The organism is Amycolatopsis sp. NBC_00355 (genome assembly GCF_036104975.1).
Lineage (GTDB): Bacteria > Actinomycetota > Actinomycetes > Mycobacteriales > Pseudonocardiaceae > Amycolatopsis.
In genome coordinates this window covers 5,961,017-5,979,191 of the sequence record NZ_CP107982.1, presented here as the reverse complement: position 1 = coordinate 5,979,191, position 18,175 = coordinate 5,961,017, and the positions used below count along the sequence as shown (strand labels likewise).

The following is an 18,175-nucleotide window of genomic DNA, read 5'->3' as shown; positions in this document are numbered from 1 at the left end:
CATCTTCCTCACGAGTCCGAAAGTTGTTGACGGAACGAGGGAGAACACCATGAAGCGCACTGTTACCGCGATCGCCGTCGGTGGACTGGTGGCCGGGGGCCTGTTCCTGGCGGCCGGCGCCGCGAACGCGATGCCGAGCGACACCCCCTGCGGGGCGTCCGACGTGCACGTGACGGTCGCGCCGGACCCGTCGAACGCGGCGGGCCACGAGGCCTACGTCCTGACCTACACCGCGGCCTCGCCGACCACGAACTGCAAGCTCCAGGGCGCGCCGACGGCGTTGACCTTCATCGCCGACGGGCAGCGGCTGCCGATCGCCACCACGGTCGACGGCGCCGAGCAGCTCCCGGTCAACCTGCGCGACGGTCACCCGGCCGTGTCGCGGATCGTGCAGCGTTCGGCCGCACCGGCCTCGCCGGTCGCGCCGACGACCGTCACCTTCGACCTGCCGACCGGCCCGTACGGCCAGCCGGTGAGCGTCGACTGGCCCGCCGGAGCGCCGGTCAAGGGTGACTCCGTGCAGGTCACGCCCGTCAGCTGAAATTCGTTTCCGGCGCAGGGAGGAATGTCATGAAGCGCATCTTGATGGGGATCGGGGCCGCGGCGGGGATGGTCGCGTTGACGGCTTGTGGCGCGGCGGGGGCCGCGACGCAGCCGTCCGCCGGTTCGGCCGGCACCGCGGGGACGGCCGGGGGCGCCGGGGCCGCGGCGGCTCGGGTTCCAGCCACTTCGACACCGCGCTGCACCACAGCGGACCTGGCGGTCTCGCTGGGCAAGCCGGCCGGGAAGAGCGACGCGCCGGGCCAGTTCGACGTGCCGCTGACCTACCGGAACACCTCGGACCACACGTGCGGCCTGTACGGCGTCCCGGGTGTCGACCTGGCCGGCCCGGACGACGCGACGTTCGGCCCGGTGTACCACCTGCCGCGCGAGAACAACGGCGTGAAGTACAACGAGGTCCCGGCGGGCACCACGGCGTCGGCGACGATCACGGTCCTGACGCCGTCCGAGGGCGGCGCGTCCTGGACGCCGACGCAGCTGAAGACCATCCCGCCGGGCCAGACCCAGGCGCTGACGGCGGACTGGCCGGCCGACCTCCCGGTCCTGCGCCAGGACGCGGCGACCCACCCCGGCACCTACGTGAACGGCATCCTCGCCGACCCGGCCTGACGCTGGGCCGAATGCCACGCCCTCACTCGATCGGGTGAAGCACAAGAGCGCGCGTCATACCTGACGCGAGGTGCCCTCTTCCTCCATGCGGCGGTAACCGGCCGGCACGCCCCCCGACTGGCCGGTTACCGCTGCGGTCTTTCCTACTCACGGTGGACCGGCGCGTCCCGCAGGTCCGCAGCTTCGGAGATCCGCGACGGCGCCCTCGCCCCTTACCGTCGGACCATGACGATCGAACCTGCGCAGTGGCACGCGGTCCGTGAGGCTTTCGCCGGGGTCGGCGGCCGGTTCGCGGACGTCGTCGAGAACGCGCCGGACCCGCACGCGAAGGCCGTCGGCGAGTGGTCGATCGCCGAGACCGCGGCGCACGTCGGCTGGATCGCGCTCGTCTACACGGCCATGGTCAAGGGGGACGGCGGCCCGCTGCCGCTGCCGGAGCTGGAAGAGCCGATGGCCTCGGCGAACATCGAGACGGTGTCGGCGATGAACGACGTCGCGATGACGGCCTACCCCGAGCGCGACCCGCGCCGGCTGGCCGAACGGCTGCGCGCCGACATCGCCGAAGTGCTGCAGGTGAGCCGCGACTACGACCCGGAGAAGCCGATCTGGTGGCTGGGCGGCAGCCGGATCCCGGTGGCCGGCCTGCTCGCGCACCTGGTCAACGAACTGTCCATCCACGGCCACGACATCGCCCGCGCGAGCGGACAGCCGTGGCGGATCGAGGCGGCGCACGAGGGCATGTTCCTGGAGCTGTTCTTCGTCGGCATGGTCCGCAACGACGTCGGCCGGCTGCTCGACTACGCCAAGCCGTCGCCGCGCCGGATCGCCGTCGAGTTCCGCTCGGACCACACGGCGCCGGTGGTGATGGTGCTGCGGCACGGCGGCCTGCGGGTGGAGGAACCCGACGGTACGGCGGACGTCCGGCTGACCTTCGACCCCGCGGTGCTGGTGCCGATGATGTTCGGCCGGATCTCCCCGCTGCGCGCGGTGTTCAGCGGCAAGGTCCGCGTCGGCGGCCGCCGGCCGTGGCTGCTGCCGGTGTTCCTCCGCACGGTCCACATGCCCTAACTCAGCACGCGGAACGTCAGGTGCGTCGCGTTCGGCGTCTCCGACACGGCCGTGCGCTCCAGGCGGACGTGCGCGCCGACCGGGCCGTCGAACAGCCGCACCCCGGCGCCGAACAGCAGCGGGACCACGTGCAGCCGCAGCTCGTCGACCAGCCCGGCCCGCAGGAACTGCCGCATGGTCGTGCCGCCGCCCATCACGACGACGTTCCCGTCGCCCGCCGCGGCTTTCGCCCGCGTGAGCGCGGCTTCCGGGCCGTCGGTGACAAAGGTGAACGTCGTCGGGCCTTTCACGACCGGCTCCGACGGCCGGTGCGTGACGACGAAACACGGCTTCCGGAAGGTGCCGTCGTCGCCCCAGGGGTCGATTCCGACGTCGAACATCGACCGGCCGAGAACAAAAGCGCCGGTGCCGTCGAACAGCTTCGCGGCGGCCGCGGCGTCGGCGTCGGTGCCCTCGAACATCCACTGGTGCAGCAGGTCACCGTCCCGGCCGAGCCGGTGTTCGGTGCTGGTGTCCGGGCCGGCGACGATCCCGTCGGCCGACATGCTGATCTCCGCGATCACGGTTCCCATGCGGCGACCGTGCCACGCCCGGGTCAGTTCGTCGACCAGCCGTCGCCCCACTCGACGTCGCGGGCGGCGCGGTAACGCGGGCCCTGCTTCTTCGAGACGGCGACGCCGCTCTTGAGGCCGTCGGCGGCGGTGCAGAGGTCGAGCGCGACCCAGCCCTTGTGCTTCTTCGGGTGCCGGATGATCCGCGCGTCCGGCCGCGCCGGGGTGAACCGCCCGGCGACGACGTAGGCGAACTTCTCGTCCTCGAACCCGAGGGTGGCGGTCTTCATCCGGCGGTGCAGGTTCGAGCGCGGCAGCCGCGCGGCGAAGTGGCACCAGTCCTGGCCGGGCGTGATCGGGCAGCCGCCGTCGTGCGGGCACGGCGCGACGACGTGCAGGCCGAGCTCGATCAGCTGGGCCCGCGCGGCCCGGATCCGCTCGTAACCGGCGGGCGTCCCGGGTTCGACCAGCGCGACGGCTCCGGCCTTCGCGGCGAGCCACCGCACCACGTCTTCGCGGCTCGCTTCGGGCAGTTCGCCGAGGACGTAGGAGAGGGTCACGAGGTCCGCGTCGGGCGCGGGCGCGGCCGGATCGACGAGCCCGCGGCGCCATTCGACGTCCCGGACGACGGGCTTCTTCGCCCCGGCGGCGAGCCGTTTCCCGAGCCCGATCGCCCCGGCGACCTGCTCCACGACGGCGCATTTCGCGAGCGACGGCCAAACGTCCGCGGCGGCCCACACCGCGGCGCCGGTACCGCCGCCGACGTCGATCTGCGTATGCGGCTCGAAGCCCGGAGCGCGCGAAGCGGCTTCGGCGAGCACAGCGTGTACGGCGGCGTAGGTCGCGGGCATGCGGTAGCCGGCGTAGGCCGCGACGTCGACGTCGGAGGCGAGGATCGGCGACGTGGCCGCGTCACCTTGGCGGTAGCGCGTGCTGAGCTTGTCGACGGCCTGCGTGAGCCGATGGAGGGGATGCCGGGCCAGCTCGTCGTCGAGCGCGGCGGAGAGATCGTCGGGAAGTACGGCCACGACCGCTGATTCTCCCCTGACGGCGGCACCGGCCGGTCACCAGGGCTTGGCGTCCCGGTTCTTCGTCCAGCGCCAGGCCCGCCCGGCGGTCCGCCCGAGCCGGAGTGGCCACCACGGTACGCAGCGCCCGCCGGCGAACCCATCCGCCGGCGTGTTGGCCGTTCCGGTCGCCATGGTGGCCGGCCTGGGTCGCCGGCCAGGAGCGCTGTCCGAAATGTGCCGCCAGAGCCGTTCTGAGCTGCTACTTTTCCCGCGCGAAAGTTTTCCGGCGAACCTCGTCGATCCGGCGTCCCGCCGTTCGACGCGTAAGCAGAAGCGAGCGAGAGGAGACCGCGATGCGGTTCATGGTGATCGTCAAGGCGTCGGAAGAGTTCGAAGGCGGGCAGGGTCCCAGCGCCGAGCTGCTGGAAGAGATGGCGAAGTTCAACGAGGAGATGCTGAAGGCCGGCATCCTGCTCGCCGGCGAGGGGCTCACGCCGAGCTCGCAGGGCGCGCGCGTCGTGTTCTCCGGTCACGAGGAGCCCAAGGTCGTCGACGGGCCGTTCGCCGAGACCAAGGAGCTCGTCGGCGGGTTCTGGATCCTGCAGGTCCGCAACCGCGAAGAGGCGGTGGAGTGGATCAAGCGGATGCCGAACACCGACGGCGGGCGGCACGAGGTCGAGATCCGGCGGGTCGCCGAGGCGTCCGACTTCGAGAACCTGACGCCCGAGGTCGCCGAGATCGAGGCCCAGCTGCGCGCGAAGACCTCCGGGGAGGCGTGATGCGCTTCCTGGTGATGGTCAAGTCGACCCCGGAGTCCGAAACCGGCGCGCCGCCGAGCGCGGTCCTGTTCGAGGAAATGGCGAAGTTCAACGAGCAGCTGGTGGCCGACGACCGGATCGTGCTGGCCGAAGGGCTCACCGCCAGCTCGGAAGGCGTGCGCGTCGTGTTCGACGGCGACGCGGAACCGAAGCTCATCGACGGACCTTTCGCGGAGTCGAAGGAGCTCGTCGCCGGGATCTGGGTGCTCAACGGCGAATCGCTCGAGGACGTCGTCGCGCTGATGAAGCGGGCGCCGAACCCGGAGGAGCAGGGCGGCGTGCTGGAGATCCGCCCCATCGCCGAGTAGTGGGTTGCACCGAGCAGGCGCACCCTGTCTGATGGCCGGGTGACGGTTGCGGACACCCGGAGCACGGTAGAAGCGGTTTGGCGGATCGAGTCGCCGCGGCTCATCGCGGGCTTGGCCCGGATGGCCCGCGGCGACGTGGGACTGGCCGAGGAGCTGGCGCAGGACGCGCTCGTCGCGGCGCTGGAGCAGTGGCCGGAGTCCGGTGTGCCGCGTAACCCCGGCGCGTGGCTGATGACGATCGCCAAGCGCCGCGCCGTCGACCAGTTCCGCCGCAACGAGCGGTACGCGGAGAAGCTCGAAGAGGTCGGCCGCGACCAGCGGCTCGGTGAGGGCGTCCTGCCGGACTTCGACGCCGCGCTGGACGACTACATCGAGGACGACCTGCTCCGGCTGTTGTTCGTCGCGTGCCACCCGGTGCTGAACACGCAGGCGCGCGTCGCGCTGACGCTGCGGATGCTCGGCGGCCTGACGACCGACGAGATCGCGCGCGCGTTCCTCGTCCGCGAATCGACGATCGCGCAGCGGATCGTCCGCGCGAAGAAGGCCCTCACCGCGGCGAAAGTCCCGTTCGAGGTGCCCGAAGGCGACGAGCGGATCGCGCGGCTCTCGTCCGTGCTCGAGGTCATCTACCTGGTGTTCAACGAGGGCTATTCGGCCACCCGCGGCGACGACTGGATGCGGCCGTCCCTGTGCGAGGAGGCGATGCGGCTCGGGCGGGTGCTCGCCGGCCTGATGCCGGGCGAGTCCGAGATCCACGGCCTGGTCGCGCTGATGGAGCTGCAGGCGTCCCGTTCGAAGGCCCGCACCCGGCCGAACGGCGAGCCGGTGCTGCTGCTGGAACAGGACCGCTCCCGCTGGGACCGCCTGCTGATCCAGCACGGCCTCGCCGCGCTGACGCTGTCCGAGCAGATCGCCGAAGGCGCGTACGGCCCGTACTCGGCCCAGGCGGCGATCGCGGCCTGCCACGCCCGCGCCCGCAAGCCCGACGAGACGGACTGGGCCCGCATCGCGGCGCTCTACGAAGGACTCGGCAAACTCCAGCCGTCCCCGGTGGTCGAGCTGAACCGCGGAGTGGCGGTGGCGATGGCGTACGGCCCCGAGGCGGGCTTGGCGGTGGTGGACGCGGTGGCCGACGAGCCGGCGTTGAAGGACTACCACCTCCTGCCGAGCGTCCGCGGCGACCTGCTGCAGAAACTGGGCCGGCTCGAGGAAGCGGAGCAGGAGTTCCGCCGCGCGGCGGAGATGACGGAGAACGCCCGGGAGCGAGCCCTGCTCCTGGACCGCGCGACGGCGGTGGGTCGCTGATCGCGGCCCTGCTCCCCGGCTTCCGCGACGTCCGCAGCGCCCTGATCGCGGGTTACATGTGGTTCTGCGCCGGGTGGCTGCTGATCGGCCACTATGCGCCGCCGCCGGGTGGTCTGCTGGGAAAACCGGCGCTGGAGCTGCTGGATCTGTTCGGCACCGGCGGACAGCTGGCGGCGATCAGCGTGCTTTGCCTGCTAGGTGCTGCACCTGTCGCCGCGACTCATCGTCGCGAAGCTCGGCCGCCATGGGCGACAGAACGCCCGGGAGCGAGCCCTGCTCCTGGACCGCGCGACGGCGGTGGGTCGCTGGTCAGGCCTCGATGAAGACGATCTGTTCCGGCGGCACCGTCAGTTTCACGCTCTGCCGTTTCACCTCCACCAGCGTCGACAGTTCCGTCGCGTGACCGCCGGGGACCGTGAACAGGCGGTCGTCGCGGGTGTCGAGGAAATGCGCGAACCCCGAGAGTGACGCGCCGCCCGTTTCGTCCAGGACCAGGTAGTCGGCCAGGCGGCGGAACAGTTTCGGCAGCAGGACCAGGTCGTCGCTGAGCTGGGCGCGCTTGCTCAGCTTGAACCCCGACGTCGTGACGTCCGAAGCCCACACGCCGCTCCCGGCCTTGCGGGCCGCGACCGCCGCGTCCGACAGCGCCTGGCGGAGATCGGGGTACAGCAGCGAATAGAACGTCGGGTACGCCAGGCCTTCGGTGATCATCCGGAAGTTGACGGAGTTCTTGAGCTGCTTGACGTCCAGGTGCACGAGGCTGCCGTCGACCGAACGGCCCGGCCGTTGGCCCGGGAACGCGAACGCGACCGCGCGGCCGTATTTGTCGGCGAAGCGGGTGAGAATGTGCCCGGTCACCTTGTCCGGCGTCGCCGACGTCACGATGCCGTCGTCCTTGCGGGTCACGTCGGTGAACCCGAGCACCGCGACCAGCCGGTCGGCGGCCGCCGTGCCCAGGGCGACCGGCTGGTGCAGCATCGGGCCGCCGTGCGGGCGGTAGTGCGTCTCCAGCGCGTCGATCGCGTCGAGCCGCAGCTGCATGCCGCCGCGGGAATTGAGCCGGACCTTAAGCCCGGCCTTCTTCGTCGCTTCGGGATCGTCCGGGTAGAACCGCACGGAATCGCCGTCCGGGGAAGCTCCGACGAGCTGGAACGTACCTTTGATCAGCGTCATGGGCATACGACAACGGTAGGACGCCCGGCTGGTGATCCGTTCGCTTTTCCACCCGGACAGACCAGTGACCACAGTGGAAACAACCGCGATACCGCCGGACGACGTTAACGGATTTCCCGCCACGAAAGCGGGGAAAGCGCCACCGCGGCCGCGGCGATCCTGCGGGCGGTCTCCGTGGTGAGACCCGTGCGCGCGGATTCGATCCATTCGCCGACCGGCCGGACGCCGATGTCCTGGTACTCGAGCGCCTGCAGCAGCATCTCCAGCTTGTCCGCGTCCTTGGCGCAAAGCGCTTCGGACGTTTCCCGTGCCTCGTATTCGTCGACGGCCGCGCGCACGACGTCTCGCGAAGACGCCGGCAGCCCCGCAGTCTGGTCCGCGGTGATCTCCCGCGGTTCCGGTTTGCGCAGGTACGCCACGGCGGTGTGCGGGAGGTCGCCCGTGCGGGTTTCCTGCGTGTCGTGCCACAGCGCCAAGAACGCGGCCCGTTCCGGGGACGCGCCTTCCTCGGCCGCGAGCAACGCGGCCAGCTGCGCTGCCCGGAGGCTGTGCTCGCCGACCGATTCCGGGTCGCGGACGCCCGCCTGCCACCACCCCGACCGCCGGATGCGTTTCAGCACCCCGAGTTCGTAACCGAAAGCGGCCAAGGCGTCAGCAGTCATGGAGCCAGCCTAGGGCGACGGGATCATCGCCGTCAGGATCGTCGCCTGCAAGAGGGAAATCACGCCCACCACCGCGGTCAGCGCGAACGACCAGAGGAACGTCTGCCGCAGCAATGAGCCCTCCTTGCCGGTCTGCCCGATCGCCGTCGCGCCGATCGAGAGGTTCTGCGGCGAGATCATCTTGCCCATCACGCCGCCCGACGTGTTCGTCGCGCCGGCCAGGATCGGGTCGATGTGCAGCTGCTGCGCCGAAATCACCTGCATCGGCCCGAACAGGCTGTTCGTCGACGCGTCCGAGCCGGTCAGGAACACGCCCAGCCAACCGATGTACGCCGAGAACAGCGGGAACACCGCGCCCGTCGTGGCCAGGGCGAGGCCGAGGGTCTGCGTCGCGCCCGAATAGTTCATCACGAACGCGATCGCCAGGATCATGAAGATCGTCGCGAGCGCCCAGCGCATCTGGTGCAGGGTCTTCCGGTACGTCGAAAGCAGCACGCCCGGCCGTGCGCCCATCGCGAACCCGGCGATCACCGCCGCAATCAGCGCGACCGTGCCCGGCGAGTACAGGAAGTCCACGGTGAACGTGGCCGCGTACGGCGCGTTCTTCGCGGTGATCGGCGGGTGCTGGATCACCTGGTTGTGCAGCCCCGGCCAGGCGAAGATCCAGTCGGCCTTGTGCAGCAGCTTCGTCAGGTCCAGCCACACCGGCAGGTTCTTGAAGATCGTGCCGATCCGGGACAGGAAGATCGCCGCGATCAGGATGATGTACGGCATCCACGCGTAGAGCGCACCCCGCGAAGCCTTGGCCGCACCCAAGCTCGACGACGCAGGAACCGGCGCCTCGCCGTCGAAGCGCCACACCGACGCGGGCTGCCAGAAGCGCGTCAGGATCCACAGCGCGGCCATCGCGGTGAGCGCGGCGAGGACGTCGACCAGGCTGGCGCTGATGTAGTTCGACGCCACGAACTGCATGGCCGCGAACGCGAGACCCGCCGTCAGCACCGCCGGCCACACCTCGACCATGCGCTTGAAGCCCGCGAGCACGACGACCAGGAACGCCGGGATGATCAGCGCCAGCACCGGGACCTGACGCCCGACCATCGCCGAGAACGCGTCCGTCGCCTGGTCCGGCTTGAGGTGCATGATCGGCGCGGTCAGCCGGCCCAGCACGATCAGCGGGTTGCCGAGACCGCCGAACGCCACCGGCGCGGTGTTCGCCAGCAGCGCCAGCACGACGGCCTTCACCGGCGGGAAACCGAGTGCGGCCATCATCGCCGCGGTGATCGCGATCGGTGACCCGCCGCCCGCGACGCCTTCCAGGAGCGCGCCGAAGCCGAACGCGATCAGCAGCGCCTGCAGCCGCCGGTCCTCGCTGAACCCGGCCAGCACCCGCTTGATCGAGTCGAACCGGCCGGTCGCGACCGTGACGTTGTGGAAGTACACCGCGTGGAACGCGATCCAGGCCACCGACCAGACGCCGAACACCACACCCATCGCCGCCGAGTCGAACGCCAGGCCGGCCGGCATCCCGTACAGCAGCAGGGCGACACCCAGTGCGGTGACCAGGGCGAGCGCCGCCGACAGGTGCGCCGACAAGCGGACCACGCCGAGCGCCACCAGCAGCACGATGATCGGGAGCGCGGCCAGCAGGGCCGACACCCACAGCCCGCCCGCCGGCTGGTAGTCCTGGATCCAGGTCACGTCAGCTCCTTTGCCCTCGCACGTAACCGAGCCTCAGCGACAGGGCGGCGGCGGTCCCGGCCACGGAGGCACCCAGTTCGTCCAGCCGGCGCAGCACCCGCGGGGCCGGTCCGGCGACGCTGATGGCGGCGATCGGCCGTCCCGAGTGGTCGCGGACGGCGGCGGCGACGCAGCCGACGTCCGGCTCGTTCTCGACCTCGTCGACGGCCCAGCCGCGGCGGCACGTCCGCGCGAGCTCGTCGAGCAGCCGGTGCGGGTCGATGATCGTCTTGAGCGTGAGGGGGTCCAGCTTCATCCGCCGGACGCGCTCGGCGCGGTCGGGCTCCGGCAGCGCGGCGAGCCAGGCCTTGCCCAGCGACGTCGCGTGCTGCGGGCGGCGTGTGCCGAGGCGGCAGGCCAGGGTGACGGCACTGGCGCTGCGTTCGGTGGCGACGTAGACCATGGTGTCGTTGTCCGGCACGGCCAGGTAGGTCGTCTCGCCGGAGCGTTCCGCGAGCGACGCGAGGTAGCGCGGCGCGCACCGGTGCAGATCGGTCGCGGCCATCGCGCGGGCGCCGAGCTCGACCAGCCGTGTCCCCAGCCGCACCCGGCCGGTGACCTGGTCGGCTTCGAGGTACTCGAGGTTCTTCAGGGTCCCGACGATGCGGTACGCGGCACTGCGGGAAAGCCCCAGTTGCCGCGCGATCGCGTTGGTGGAAATCTCCTGGTGACGACCCACGTGCTCCAGCACCGCGAGCCCGCGCTCGAGAGTTCCGCTCTGTTCCAGCCCGCGCTCCGGTCCCACGTTGCCCTCCGTTGGACGTTCCGTTCCCGCTCAGCGGTACGTATTTCCGCTGGGCGGGTTTGGACGGTAACACCTCCGATGTATGTGGGGAAGATCTTGGAATAACTCGCATTAGTGCGGAATACGGGGTCGGCTAATTGGTACAACCTCCGATCGTTAGGTTTCCTACCTAAGGCGGTTGTGGCGGCGGTCACGTCACGCTAGGCGGTGGCCCACGTTCATATCCGTGAACATCGACCTGACAATTGGGCTTCGGGAAGTGACCACTGGTCACGCGCTCAGGAAACTCACAGCGCCTTCCGGGCACCGTCTGCGACATGACCGTCCGAAGCCCCCTGCGCACCCGCGCGTCCGTGGCCGCCGGCCGGCTGACCGCGTGGCTGTCCCGCAGTTCCGGGCTCGGCCGCGGCGGCATGATCGGCGGCCGCGTCACCCTCGCGCTCGACCCGCGAGCGCTGCGGCAGCTCGGCCGGGAGCGCACCGTCGTGCTCGTCACCGGCACCAACGGCAAGACGACGACGTCGCTGATGCTCACCCGCGCGCTCGAAGCGCTGGCCGAAGTCGCCTCCAACAGCGACGGCGCCAACATGCCCGACGGCGTCCTCGCCGCGCTCACCGCCCACCCGGACGCGCCGTACGCCGTCCTCGAGGTCGACGAGACCTACGTTCCCCAGGTCGCGGACCAGGTCCAGCCCGCCGTGCTGGTGCTGCTCAACCTCAGCCGCGACCAGCTCGACCGGGTCGGCGAGGTCCGCGCGATGGAGCGTGACCTGCGCGCGGCGATCGCCAGGCTGCCCGACACGCTCGTGGTCGCCAACTGCGACGACGTCCTCGTGACGTCCGCCGCGAGCGCGGCCGCGAAGCCCGTGTGGGTCAGCACGGGCCGCCGCTGGACCGGCGACGCGACGGCGTGCCCGCGCTGCGAAGGCCGGATCGCCGAAACCGACCGGCACTGGAGCTGCGGCTGCGGGCTGGCCCGGCCGGAACCCAGCTGGATCCTCGAAGGTGACCTCGTCCGCACGCCGGGCGGTCGCCAGATCGACCTGGACCTGCGGCTGCCCGGCGACGCGAACCGCGGGAACGCCGCGCTCGCGCTGGCCGCGGCGCACCGGCTCGGCGTGCCGCCGCACACCGCGGCGGCGCGGCTGCGCACCATCACCGACATCGGCGGCCGCTACCGCACGGTCCGCCGCACCCGCCATTCCGTGCGGCTGATGCTGGCGAAGAACCCGGCCGGCTGGGTGGAAACCCTGCGCGTGCTGGACGAAGACACCCCGGTGGTCGTCGCGGTCAACGCCCAGGAAGCCGACGGGCGCGACCTGTCCTGGCTCTGGGACGTCCACTTCGAACGGCTGCGCGGGCGCCAGGTCGTCGTCACCGGCGAGCGCTGCGCCGACCTGGCCGTCCGGCTCTGTTACGCCGAGGTGGCGCACTGGGCCGAGCCGGACCCGGTCGCCGCGATCGACACGCTGCCGCCCGGCGCGGTCGAACTGGTCGCCAACTACACCGCATTCCGCGACCTGGTGGGCAGGCTGCCCGGTGGCTGAGTCGATCGTCCACATCGGACTTCTGCTGCCCGAGGTGCTCGGCACCTACGGCGATTCCGGCAACGCGCAGGTGCTGTGCAAACGACTGCAGTGGCGCGGGTTCGACGCCGAGGTCGTGCCGGTCGGGCTCGGCGAACCCGTACCGTCCACTTTGGACCTCTACCTGCTCGGCGGTGGTGAGGACGGGGCGCAGGCGCTGGCCGCCGCGCACCTGCGGAAGTACCCCGGACTGCGGCGTGCGGTCGCGAACGGCGCCGTGGTGTTCGGCGTCTGCGCCGGGCTGCAGGTGCTCGGCACCCGCTTCCGCGGCCTCGACGGCGTCGACCACGACGGCCTCGGCCTGCTCGACGTCACCACCGAACCCGGCGAGCGCCGGTCGGTCGCCGAACTGGTCGCGACGTCGTCTTCGCTCCTGGGAAACGCGCCGCTGACGGGCTTCGAGAACCACCTCGGCGTCAGCAAGCTCGGCGCCGACAGCGCCCCGCTGGGGCAGGTCGTGCGCGGCACCGGCAACGGCGATGGCACCGAGGGCGCCGTGACCGACCGGGTGATCGGCACGTACCTGCACGGCCCGGCGCTCGCCCGCAACCCGGAGCTGGCGGACCTGCTCCTGGCCTGGACGGCCGGGCACCCGCTGCCGGAGTTGCCGGTGCCCGAGGTCGACCGCCTCCGTGTCGAGCGGCTCACCACCACGCGCCGTCGCCGAACGTCGTGACGGCGTCGCTCACCGTCCCGCGAGCCGTTCGTGGTTACGCTGCGCTGGTGAAACTGGGCAGGGTGATCGCCGCGACCGGCGTCCGGATGCGGACCACCGCGGTGGCGGTGTTCGCGCTCGCGCTGGCCATCGCGGCGGCGCTGGCGATCGTCGTCGTGCTGCTGGAGGAGTCGCTCGACCGCAGCGTCACCGAGAGTGCTCGCAGCACCGGCCGCCAGGTCGCGATCCAGCTCGTCCGCGAGGGCGCGCGGGACCTGAGCGCGAGCGACGTCGCGAGCACCGGCGACACCGAAGCCGTCACGCAGGTGCTGAACGCGCAGGGCCGGCCGATCGCGAGCGACCCGGCGATCGTCGGGCACCCGCCGCTGACGTCGTCCCGGCCGACGATCGGGCACGAAACCGTCGAGACCCTCCCGCTCGGCCTCAACGGCGACGGCGACGACTACCGCGTCGTCTCGCAGGAGGTGAACGGGCCCGGCGGGCCGTTCACGGTGATCTCCGCGCGCTCGCTGGAGCCGGTGACGGAGGCGTCGACGCGGCTGACGCTGCTGCTCGGCCTGATCGCCGTGCCGCTGCTGGCCATCTCCGGCCTCGCCGTCTACCGCGCGGTCGGCTCCGCGCTGCGGCCGGTCGAGCGGATGCGCCGGACCGTCGCCGAGATCTCGACGCGCGACCTCGAAGCCCGCGTCCCGCTGCCGCCGGGTGGTGACGAAGTGCACCGGCTCGCCGTGACGCTCAACGAAATGCTCGGCCGGCTCGCCTCCGCGCAGGCCGCGCAACGCCGGTTCGTCGCGGACGCCAGCCACGAGCTGCGGTCGCCGCTCTCGACGATCAGCACCGCGCTCGACGTCTCCGGGCGGCACCCCGAAAGCACCGAGGAGCTGGTGCCGGTGATCGCCCGCGAGACCGCGCGGCTGCGGGAACTCGTCGACGACCTGCTGATGCTCGCCCGCACCGACGACGCCACCGACCGGCCGTCGCGCACCGAGGTCGACCTCGACGACATCGTCCGCGCCGAAGCCGAACGCGTGCGGGGCGAATGCACCCTCGACGTCGAGGTCCGGGCGGGCCCGGCGAAGGTCTACGGCAGCGAGGCCCAGCTGCGCCGCGCCGTGCGCAACCTCGTCGACAACGCGCGCGGCCACGCGCGGGACCGGATCCGCGTCGCCAGTTCGGTGCACGGCGACCTCGCGGTCGTCGAGGTGAGCGACGACGGCCCCGGTGTCGGCGAGGCCGACCGCGACCGGATCTTCGAGCGGTTCGTCCGGCTCGACGCGTCCCGCCAGCGCGGCCACGGCGGCACCGGGCTGGGCCTGCCGATCGTCGCCGGCATCGCGGCGCGCCACGGCGGCCGGGCGCGCTACGCCGCGTCCGAGGAACCGGGGGCGCCGGGCGCGCGGTTCGTGATCGAGCTGCCGGCGATCGCCGTGCCGGACGAGGAGGACTGACGTGCGCCTGCTGATCGTGGAGGACGGGCGCGAGTTCGCGGAGACGCTGCGGCGCGGCCTGGTCGCCGAGGGCTTCACCGTGGACGTCGCGCACACCGGCAAGGACGGCCTGTGGTCGGCGACCGAGCACGAGTACGACGTCGTCGTGCTCGACATCATGCTGCCCGAGCTGTCCGGCTACGAGGTGCTCAAACGCCTGCGGGCGGCCGAAAACTGGACGCCGGTGCTGATGCTGACCGCGAAGGACGGCGAGTACGACGAGGCCGACGCGTTCGACCTCGGCGCCGACGACTACCTGTCGAAACCGTTCTCGTTCGTCGTGCTCATCGCCCGGCTGCGGGCCCTGCTCCGGCGCGGCGCCCCGGCCCGCCCGGCCGTGCTGGAGGCCGGTGACCTGCGGCTGGACCCCTCGGCCCGGACCGTCCACAGGGGACAGCAGCGGATCGAGCTGACCGCGCGCGAGTTCGGGCTGCTGGAGTTCCTGCTGCGCCGGGCCGGCACCGCGCTGACGAAGAACGAGATCCTCGGCCACGTCTGGGACGCGCACTACGACGGCGACGAGAACGTCGTCGAGGTCTACATCGGTTACCTCCGCCGCAAGATCGACGTGCCGTTCGGCACCCACACCATCGAGACGGTCCGGGGCGTCGGTTATCGGCTGACCGGTGGAAATTAACCGGAATCACCTTTTCGGCGCAGTAACCGCCAACCGGGTGATCGAATCCGTCGAATAGCGGTAAAACCACAGGCTGAACGGTGTTAGTGCCGCGGCCAAGACATTGCTACGGTGAAGGTACGGCCGGCGAAGGAGCCCCGATTTCCCGCAATTTCGCCGCGGTATCGAGAGCAATTGTCGAACGAGGGCGGAGAACCGTGGCGCTGCAGTTGTTCGGGGTGGTCCGGGCCGGTCACCCACGGTTGCCGCGGGCGGTGCGGTGGGCGGACCTGGCGATGGTTGTCGGCGAAGCGCCCGCCGAGCCGGACCCGGCCGCGCACCTGGCCGTGGTGTCCTCGCTGGTCGAAGGCGGCCCGGTGCTGCCCGCGCGGTTCGGCGCGGTGGCCGAGGACGAAGAGGCCGTCCGCCGCGAGGTGCTCGCGCCGGCCGCCGACGAGTACCGCGCCGATCTCGCACGGCTCGACGGCCTCGCCGAGGTGCACGTCTGCCTGCGGTTCAGCAAGTCCGGAGCCGCGAACGGCCTGCTCGCGGAGGTCGCCGGCCGGGCGCGTGATTCGCGGGCCCTGCCCGCCGGGGAACACGCCGACGAACGCTGGGCGTTCCTGGTCGGCCTGGGCGACCTGCTCGTGGTCCGGGAAGCCGTCGCGTGCGCCGGCGCCGACTGGGTCGGGCCGCTGCCGCCGTACAGCTTCGTCGACCGGCGGTGAGCGCCGGCGGAACACCTGCTGAACAGTCTTTTCCCCGCTGGCCATGACGGCTCTCCGCCGGTGATCCTGACACCGTGGCCCCCCGCACCGATCAGCAGGCTCCGCCGCCGGAGTTCCGCACCGCGTTCGGCCGCGGCGGCCCCGGGCCCGGGCAGTTCACGAGCCCGGCCGGGATCACGGTCGACGCGCGCGGGCAGCTGTGGGTGGCGGACACCGGCAACGACCGCGTCCAGGCGTTCACCCGCGACGGCAAGCTCGTGCGGGTGCTGGCCGGCCGGCTCAAGGCGCCGGAAGCCGTCGCGGTCGACGCGGCGGGCAACGTCTACGTCGCCGACACCGGCAACCACCGCGTCGCGCAGTACGCGTGGTGGGGCGGGTTCGTCCGGGAGTTCGGCGCCGGCGAGCTCGACAACCCGCGTGGCATCGCGCTCGACTCGGCCGGCCGGCTGCTCGTCGCCGACACCGGGCACCGGCGCGTCGCGCGCTTCGACACCCGCACCGGCGCGGCCCTCAGCGACATCACCGAGAAGCTCAGCGCACCGCAGGGCATCGCCGGCGACGGCGCCGGCGGTGCGTGGATCGTCCACAACGGACACCCGGCGGACGGCGACGTCGCGGTCGTGCGGTACAACGCCGACGGCCGGGTGATCGGGTCCCTCGAGTGCGGCGGGAGCCTCCTGGCCGGCGTCGCCGTGACCGGGTCCGGCGACGTGTACGTCACCGCGCCGGACCACGGCCGGGTCACGCGGTTCCGGACCACCGGTCCGTGCCGCGCGGAGTTCGGCTCGGACGCGCTCGGCGCGCCGCTCGGCGTCGCCGTCGACGCGGCGGGCGGGATCTGGATCGCGGACGCCGGTCACCACCGCGTCGTCTGCTTCGGCGGCTAGCTCTTCGAGATCGACGCCGTCGCGCGGACGACGGCGGTGCAGCGGTTCTGCACGAACCCGAGTCCGCCGTCCTCGGCGATGCGGCGCGCTTCGGCGGATGTGATGCCCTGCTGCAGCCACAGCGCCTTGGCGCCGATCTCGACGGCGTCGCGCGCGATGCCCGGCGCCTCGGGGGACGGCCGGAAGACGTCGACCAGGTCGACCGGCTCCGGGATGTCCTTCAAGGACCGGTAGACCTTCTCGCCGAGCAGTTCGGTGGCGCTCGGGTGGACCGGGATGATGCGGAAACCGTGCGCCTGCAGCACCGCCGGGACGCCGTGCGCGGCCTTGGCCGGGTCGCGGCTCAGGCCGACGACCGCGATCGTCTTCGCGTTCGCCAGGATCTCTTCTGGGCTCATGCGGGTGGAACGTCCTGCCGGCGTCAAAGCTTCCAGAGCCGCAGGCCGCGGACGCGGTAGACGGGCCAGAGGACGTGCCACGGCTTGCGGTGCGCGAACGTCGCGGCGCAGGTCAGGATGTTGCGCGCGGACGTCGTCGACACCTCGTGGCGGTCCGGCCAGGTCTGGCCCTTGGCGCCGACGGCGATCCGGAACACGGTCAGCAGGCCGCGGCCCTGCAGGTCGTACTTGGCGCCGGTGTCACCGGAGTCGGGCGCCAGTTCGAGGATCTCGGCCCCGAAGGCGCGCGCGATCCCGGACGCCCCGCTCGGAACGGCACCGACACTGCGCGTGATCGCCTTGCCGTGCAGGCGCCGGGCGTACCGGGCGAGCAACAGGCGTTCCCAGAGCGGCAGGACCCGGCGGTGCGCCAGCAGCGCGGCGCACTCGCCGTGGCCGATCGCGAAGATGCTCTCGACGTCGTCGTAGCTGCCGTACTCCGCGGGCTCGTTCAGGTGCAGCCGCACCTCGAACCGGGTGCGCGCGGTGAGCTCGTCCAGGTGCTCACGGCGATCGAGCCGGGCCTTCGCGCGGGAAAGCGACCAATCGGCCATCGGACCTCCAGACGTCGCGGACAGGGTAGATCGCCCGCGACGTCCAGACCACGCTTTCAGCCGATCTTCTCGCCGTACATCTCGCCCAGCGGGTCGGAGATCAGCTCGACGCGGGCGCCGTCCGGGTCGGACAGGTAGATGGACGTCTTGCTCTCGAGCAGGTACTGCACGCCGGCCTCGTCGAGCTTGTCCTTGATGACGCCCCACCGGTCCGGCGTGACCGACAGCGCGAGGTGGTGCAGTCCACCGAGGACTTCGGCGTACGGGCCGAGGTCCAGGCCGGGCAGGTCGAAGAAGGCGACGGCGTTGCCGTTGCCGACGTCGAAGAAGAAGTGGCTGGAGCCGGGGTAGTCGCGGTTCTCGATCAGCTCGGTCAGCGGGAAGCCGAGGATGTCCTGGTAGAACCCGATGGTCCGCTCGACGTCGCTGGAGATCAGCGCGGTGTGGTGGATGCCGCGGCCGTTCGTCGCGGGCCGCTCGGCGGCCGGGCGCAGGTGGCGCTCGCGCAGTGCGTCGCGGACCTCGGCGAGCTTGGTGACCTCGGCCTGGGTCGGTGCCATGTCCCTCACGTCCCTTCCTGGTGGTACTGCTCAAGCTACGCCCAATTTATCTCGCGCGCAAGAGGTTGTCTGGCGAGAGTTCCGCTGGGTGGAA

At 71.6% G+C, this 18,175-nt stretch carries 21 protein-coding genes; 12 read left to right on the top strand and 9 right to left on the bottom strand.

Annotated features, from left to right (window positions below; translation table 11 throughout):
* The first annotated feature begins 49 nt into the window (after positions 1-49).
* From OHS18_RS26790 to OHS18_RS26780, 3 genes are all read left to right on the top strand, one after another.
* Positions 50-541, top strand: a complete 492-nt coding sequence (locus OHS18_RS26790) for a DUF4232 domain-containing protein (protein WP_328448025.1) — start codon at positions 50-52, stop codon at positions 539-541.
* Between the two features lie 29 nt (positions 542-570).
* Positions 571-1,170, top strand: a complete 600-nt coding sequence (locus OHS18_RS26785; protein ID WP_328612796.1) for a DUF4232 domain-containing protein — start codon at positions 571-573, stop codon at positions 1,168-1,170.
* Between the two features lie 225 nt (positions 1,171-1,395).
* Positions 1,396-2,238 carry a maleylpyruvate isomerase N-terminal domain-containing protein gene (locus OHS18_RS26780; protein WP_328448029.1) on the top strand — a complete coding sequence of 281 codons (843 nt, stop codon included), beginning with the start codon at positions 1,396-1,398 and terminating at the stop codon, positions 2,236-2,238.
* Here the strand turns inward: OHS18_RS26780 and OHS18_RS26775 are convergent.
* Both OHS18_RS26775 and OHS18_RS26770 read right to left on the bottom strand, forming a co-directional pair.
* Complete coding sequence (locus OHS18_RS26775; RefSeq protein ID WP_328612795.1) at positions 2,235-2,810, bottom strand: dihydrofolate reductase family protein; 576 nt, start codon at positions 2,808-2,810, stop codon at positions 2,235-2,237. The genes OHS18_RS26780 and OHS18_RS26775 overlap by 4 nt on opposite strands.
* A 23-nt stretch (positions 2,811-2,833) precedes the next feature.
* Positions 2,834-3,817 carry a small ribosomal subunit Rsm22 family protein gene (locus OHS18_RS26770; RefSeq protein WP_328612794.1) on the bottom strand — a complete coding sequence of 328 codons (984 nt, stop codon included), beginning with the start codon at positions 3,815-3,817 and terminating at the stop codon, positions 2,834-2,836.
* A 335-nt stretch (positions 3,818-4,152) separates the two neighbouring features.
* On the opposite strand from OHS18_RS26770, the gene OHS18_RS26765 reads away from it, so the two are divergent.
* From OHS18_RS26765 to OHS18_RS26755, 3 genes are read left to right on the top strand one after another with little or no spacing between them, the layout of a single operon-like run.
* Positions 4,153-4,578 carry a YciI family protein gene (locus OHS18_RS26765; RefSeq protein WP_328448035.1) on the top strand — a complete coding sequence of 142 codons (426 nt, stop codon included), beginning with the start codon at positions 4,153-4,155 and terminating at the stop codon, positions 4,576-4,578.
* Positions 4,578-4,925 (top strand): YciI family protein, encoded by a 348-nt coding sequence (locus OHS18_RS26760; protein ID WP_328448037.1) that lies wholly within the window; start codon positions 4,578-4,580, stop codon positions 4,923-4,925. The genes OHS18_RS26765 and OHS18_RS26760 overlap by 1 nt, the downstream gene beginning before the upstream one ends.
* Before the next feature lie 39 nt (positions 4,926-4,964).
* Entirely contained in the window at positions 4,965-6,230 is a 1,266-nt protein-coding gene (locus OHS18_RS26755) for an RNA polymerase sigma factor (protein WP_328612793.1), read from the top strand.
* Between the two features lie 309 nt (positions 6,231-6,539).
* On the opposite strand, the gene OHS18_RS26750 is transcribed toward OHS18_RS26755, so the two are convergent.
* From OHS18_RS26750 to OHS18_RS26735, 4 genes are all read right to left on the bottom strand, one after another.
* Complete coding sequence (locus tag OHS18_RS26750; protein ID WP_328448041.1) at positions 6,540-7,403, bottom strand: thermonuclease family protein; 864 nt, start codon at positions 7,401-7,403, stop codon at positions 6,540-6,542.
* A 104-nt stretch (positions 7,404-7,507) separates the two neighbouring features.
* Entirely contained in the window at positions 7,508-8,065 is a 558-nt protein-coding gene (locus OHS18_RS26745) for an HD domain-containing protein (protein WP_328612792.1), read from the bottom strand.
* Between the two features lie 9 nt (positions 8,066-8,074).
* Positions 8,075-9,766, bottom strand: a complete 1,692-nt coding sequence (locus tag OHS18_RS26740; RefSeq protein ID WP_328612791.1) for an L-lactate permease — start codon at positions 9,764-9,766, stop codon at positions 8,075-8,077.
* Position 9,767: 1 nt separating this feature from the next.
* Complete coding sequence (locus OHS18_RS26735; RefSeq protein ID WP_328448047.1) at positions 9,768-10,550, bottom strand: IclR family transcriptional regulator; 783 nt, start codon at positions 10,548-10,550, stop codon at positions 9,768-9,770.
* Positions 10,551-10,867: 317 nt separating this feature from the next.
* On the opposite strand from OHS18_RS26735, the gene OHS18_RS26730 reads away from it, so the two are divergent.
* From OHS18_RS26730 to OHS18_RS26705, 6 genes are all read left to right on the top strand, one after another.
* Complete coding sequence (locus tag OHS18_RS26730) at positions 10,868-12,097, top strand: Mur ligase family protein (RefSeq protein ID WP_328612790.1); 1,230 nt, start codon at positions 10,868-10,870, stop codon at positions 12,095-12,097.
* Positions 12,090-12,812, top strand: coding sequence for a type 1 glutamine amidotransferase (locus OHS18_RS26725; protein ID WP_328612789.1), 723 nt, complete (start codon positions 12,090-12,092; stop codon positions 12,810-12,812). The genes OHS18_RS26730 and OHS18_RS26725 overlap by 8 nt, the downstream gene beginning before the upstream one ends.
* Before the next feature lie 47 nt (positions 12,813-12,859).
* Entirely contained in the window at positions 12,860-14,260 is a 1,401-nt protein-coding gene (locus OHS18_RS26720; RefSeq protein WP_328612788.1) for a sensor histidine kinase, read from the top strand.
* A 1-nt stretch (position 14,261) separates the two neighbouring features.
* Positions 14,262-14,936 carry a response regulator transcription factor gene (locus OHS18_RS26715; RefSeq protein WP_328612787.1) on the top strand — a complete coding sequence of 225 codons (675 nt, stop codon included), beginning with the start codon at positions 14,262-14,264 and terminating at the stop codon, positions 14,934-14,936.
* A gap of 197 nt (positions 14,937-15,133) precedes the next feature.
* Complete coding sequence (locus OHS18_RS26710) at positions 15,134-15,643, top strand: GvpL/GvpF family gas vesicle protein (protein ID WP_328448057.1); 510 nt, start codon at positions 15,134-15,136, stop codon at positions 15,641-15,643.
* A 74-nt stretch (positions 15,644-15,717) separates the two neighbouring features.
* Positions 15,718-16,530 (top strand): NHL repeat-containing protein, encoded by an 813-nt coding sequence (locus OHS18_RS26705; RefSeq protein ID WP_328612786.1) that lies wholly within the window; start codon positions 15,718-15,720, stop codon positions 16,528-16,530.
* On the opposite strand, the gene OHS18_RS26700 is transcribed toward OHS18_RS26705, so the two are convergent.
* Genes OHS18_RS26700 through OHS18_RS26690 form a run of 3 tightly spaced genes read right to left on the bottom strand, consistent with a single transcriptional unit; the run spans position 16,527 to position 18,081 of the window.
* Positions 16,527-16,928 (bottom strand): CoA-binding protein, encoded by a 402-nt coding sequence (locus OHS18_RS26700; protein WP_328448059.1) that lies wholly within the window; start codon positions 16,926-16,928, stop codon positions 16,527-16,529. The genes OHS18_RS26705 and OHS18_RS26700 overlap by 4 nt on opposite strands.
* 23 nt (positions 16,929-16,951) lie before the next feature.
* Complete coding sequence (locus tag OHS18_RS26695) at positions 16,952-17,521, bottom strand: hypothetical protein (protein ID WP_328448060.1); 570 nt, start codon at positions 17,519-17,521, stop codon at positions 16,952-16,954.
* Positions 17,522-17,577: 56 nt separating this feature from the next.
* A complete protein-coding gene (locus tag OHS18_RS26690; RefSeq protein WP_328612785.1) occupies positions 17,578-18,081 on the bottom strand; it encodes a VOC family protein in 504 nt (167 codons plus the stop codon).
* Between the last annotated feature and the right edge of the window lie 94 nt (positions 18,082-18,175).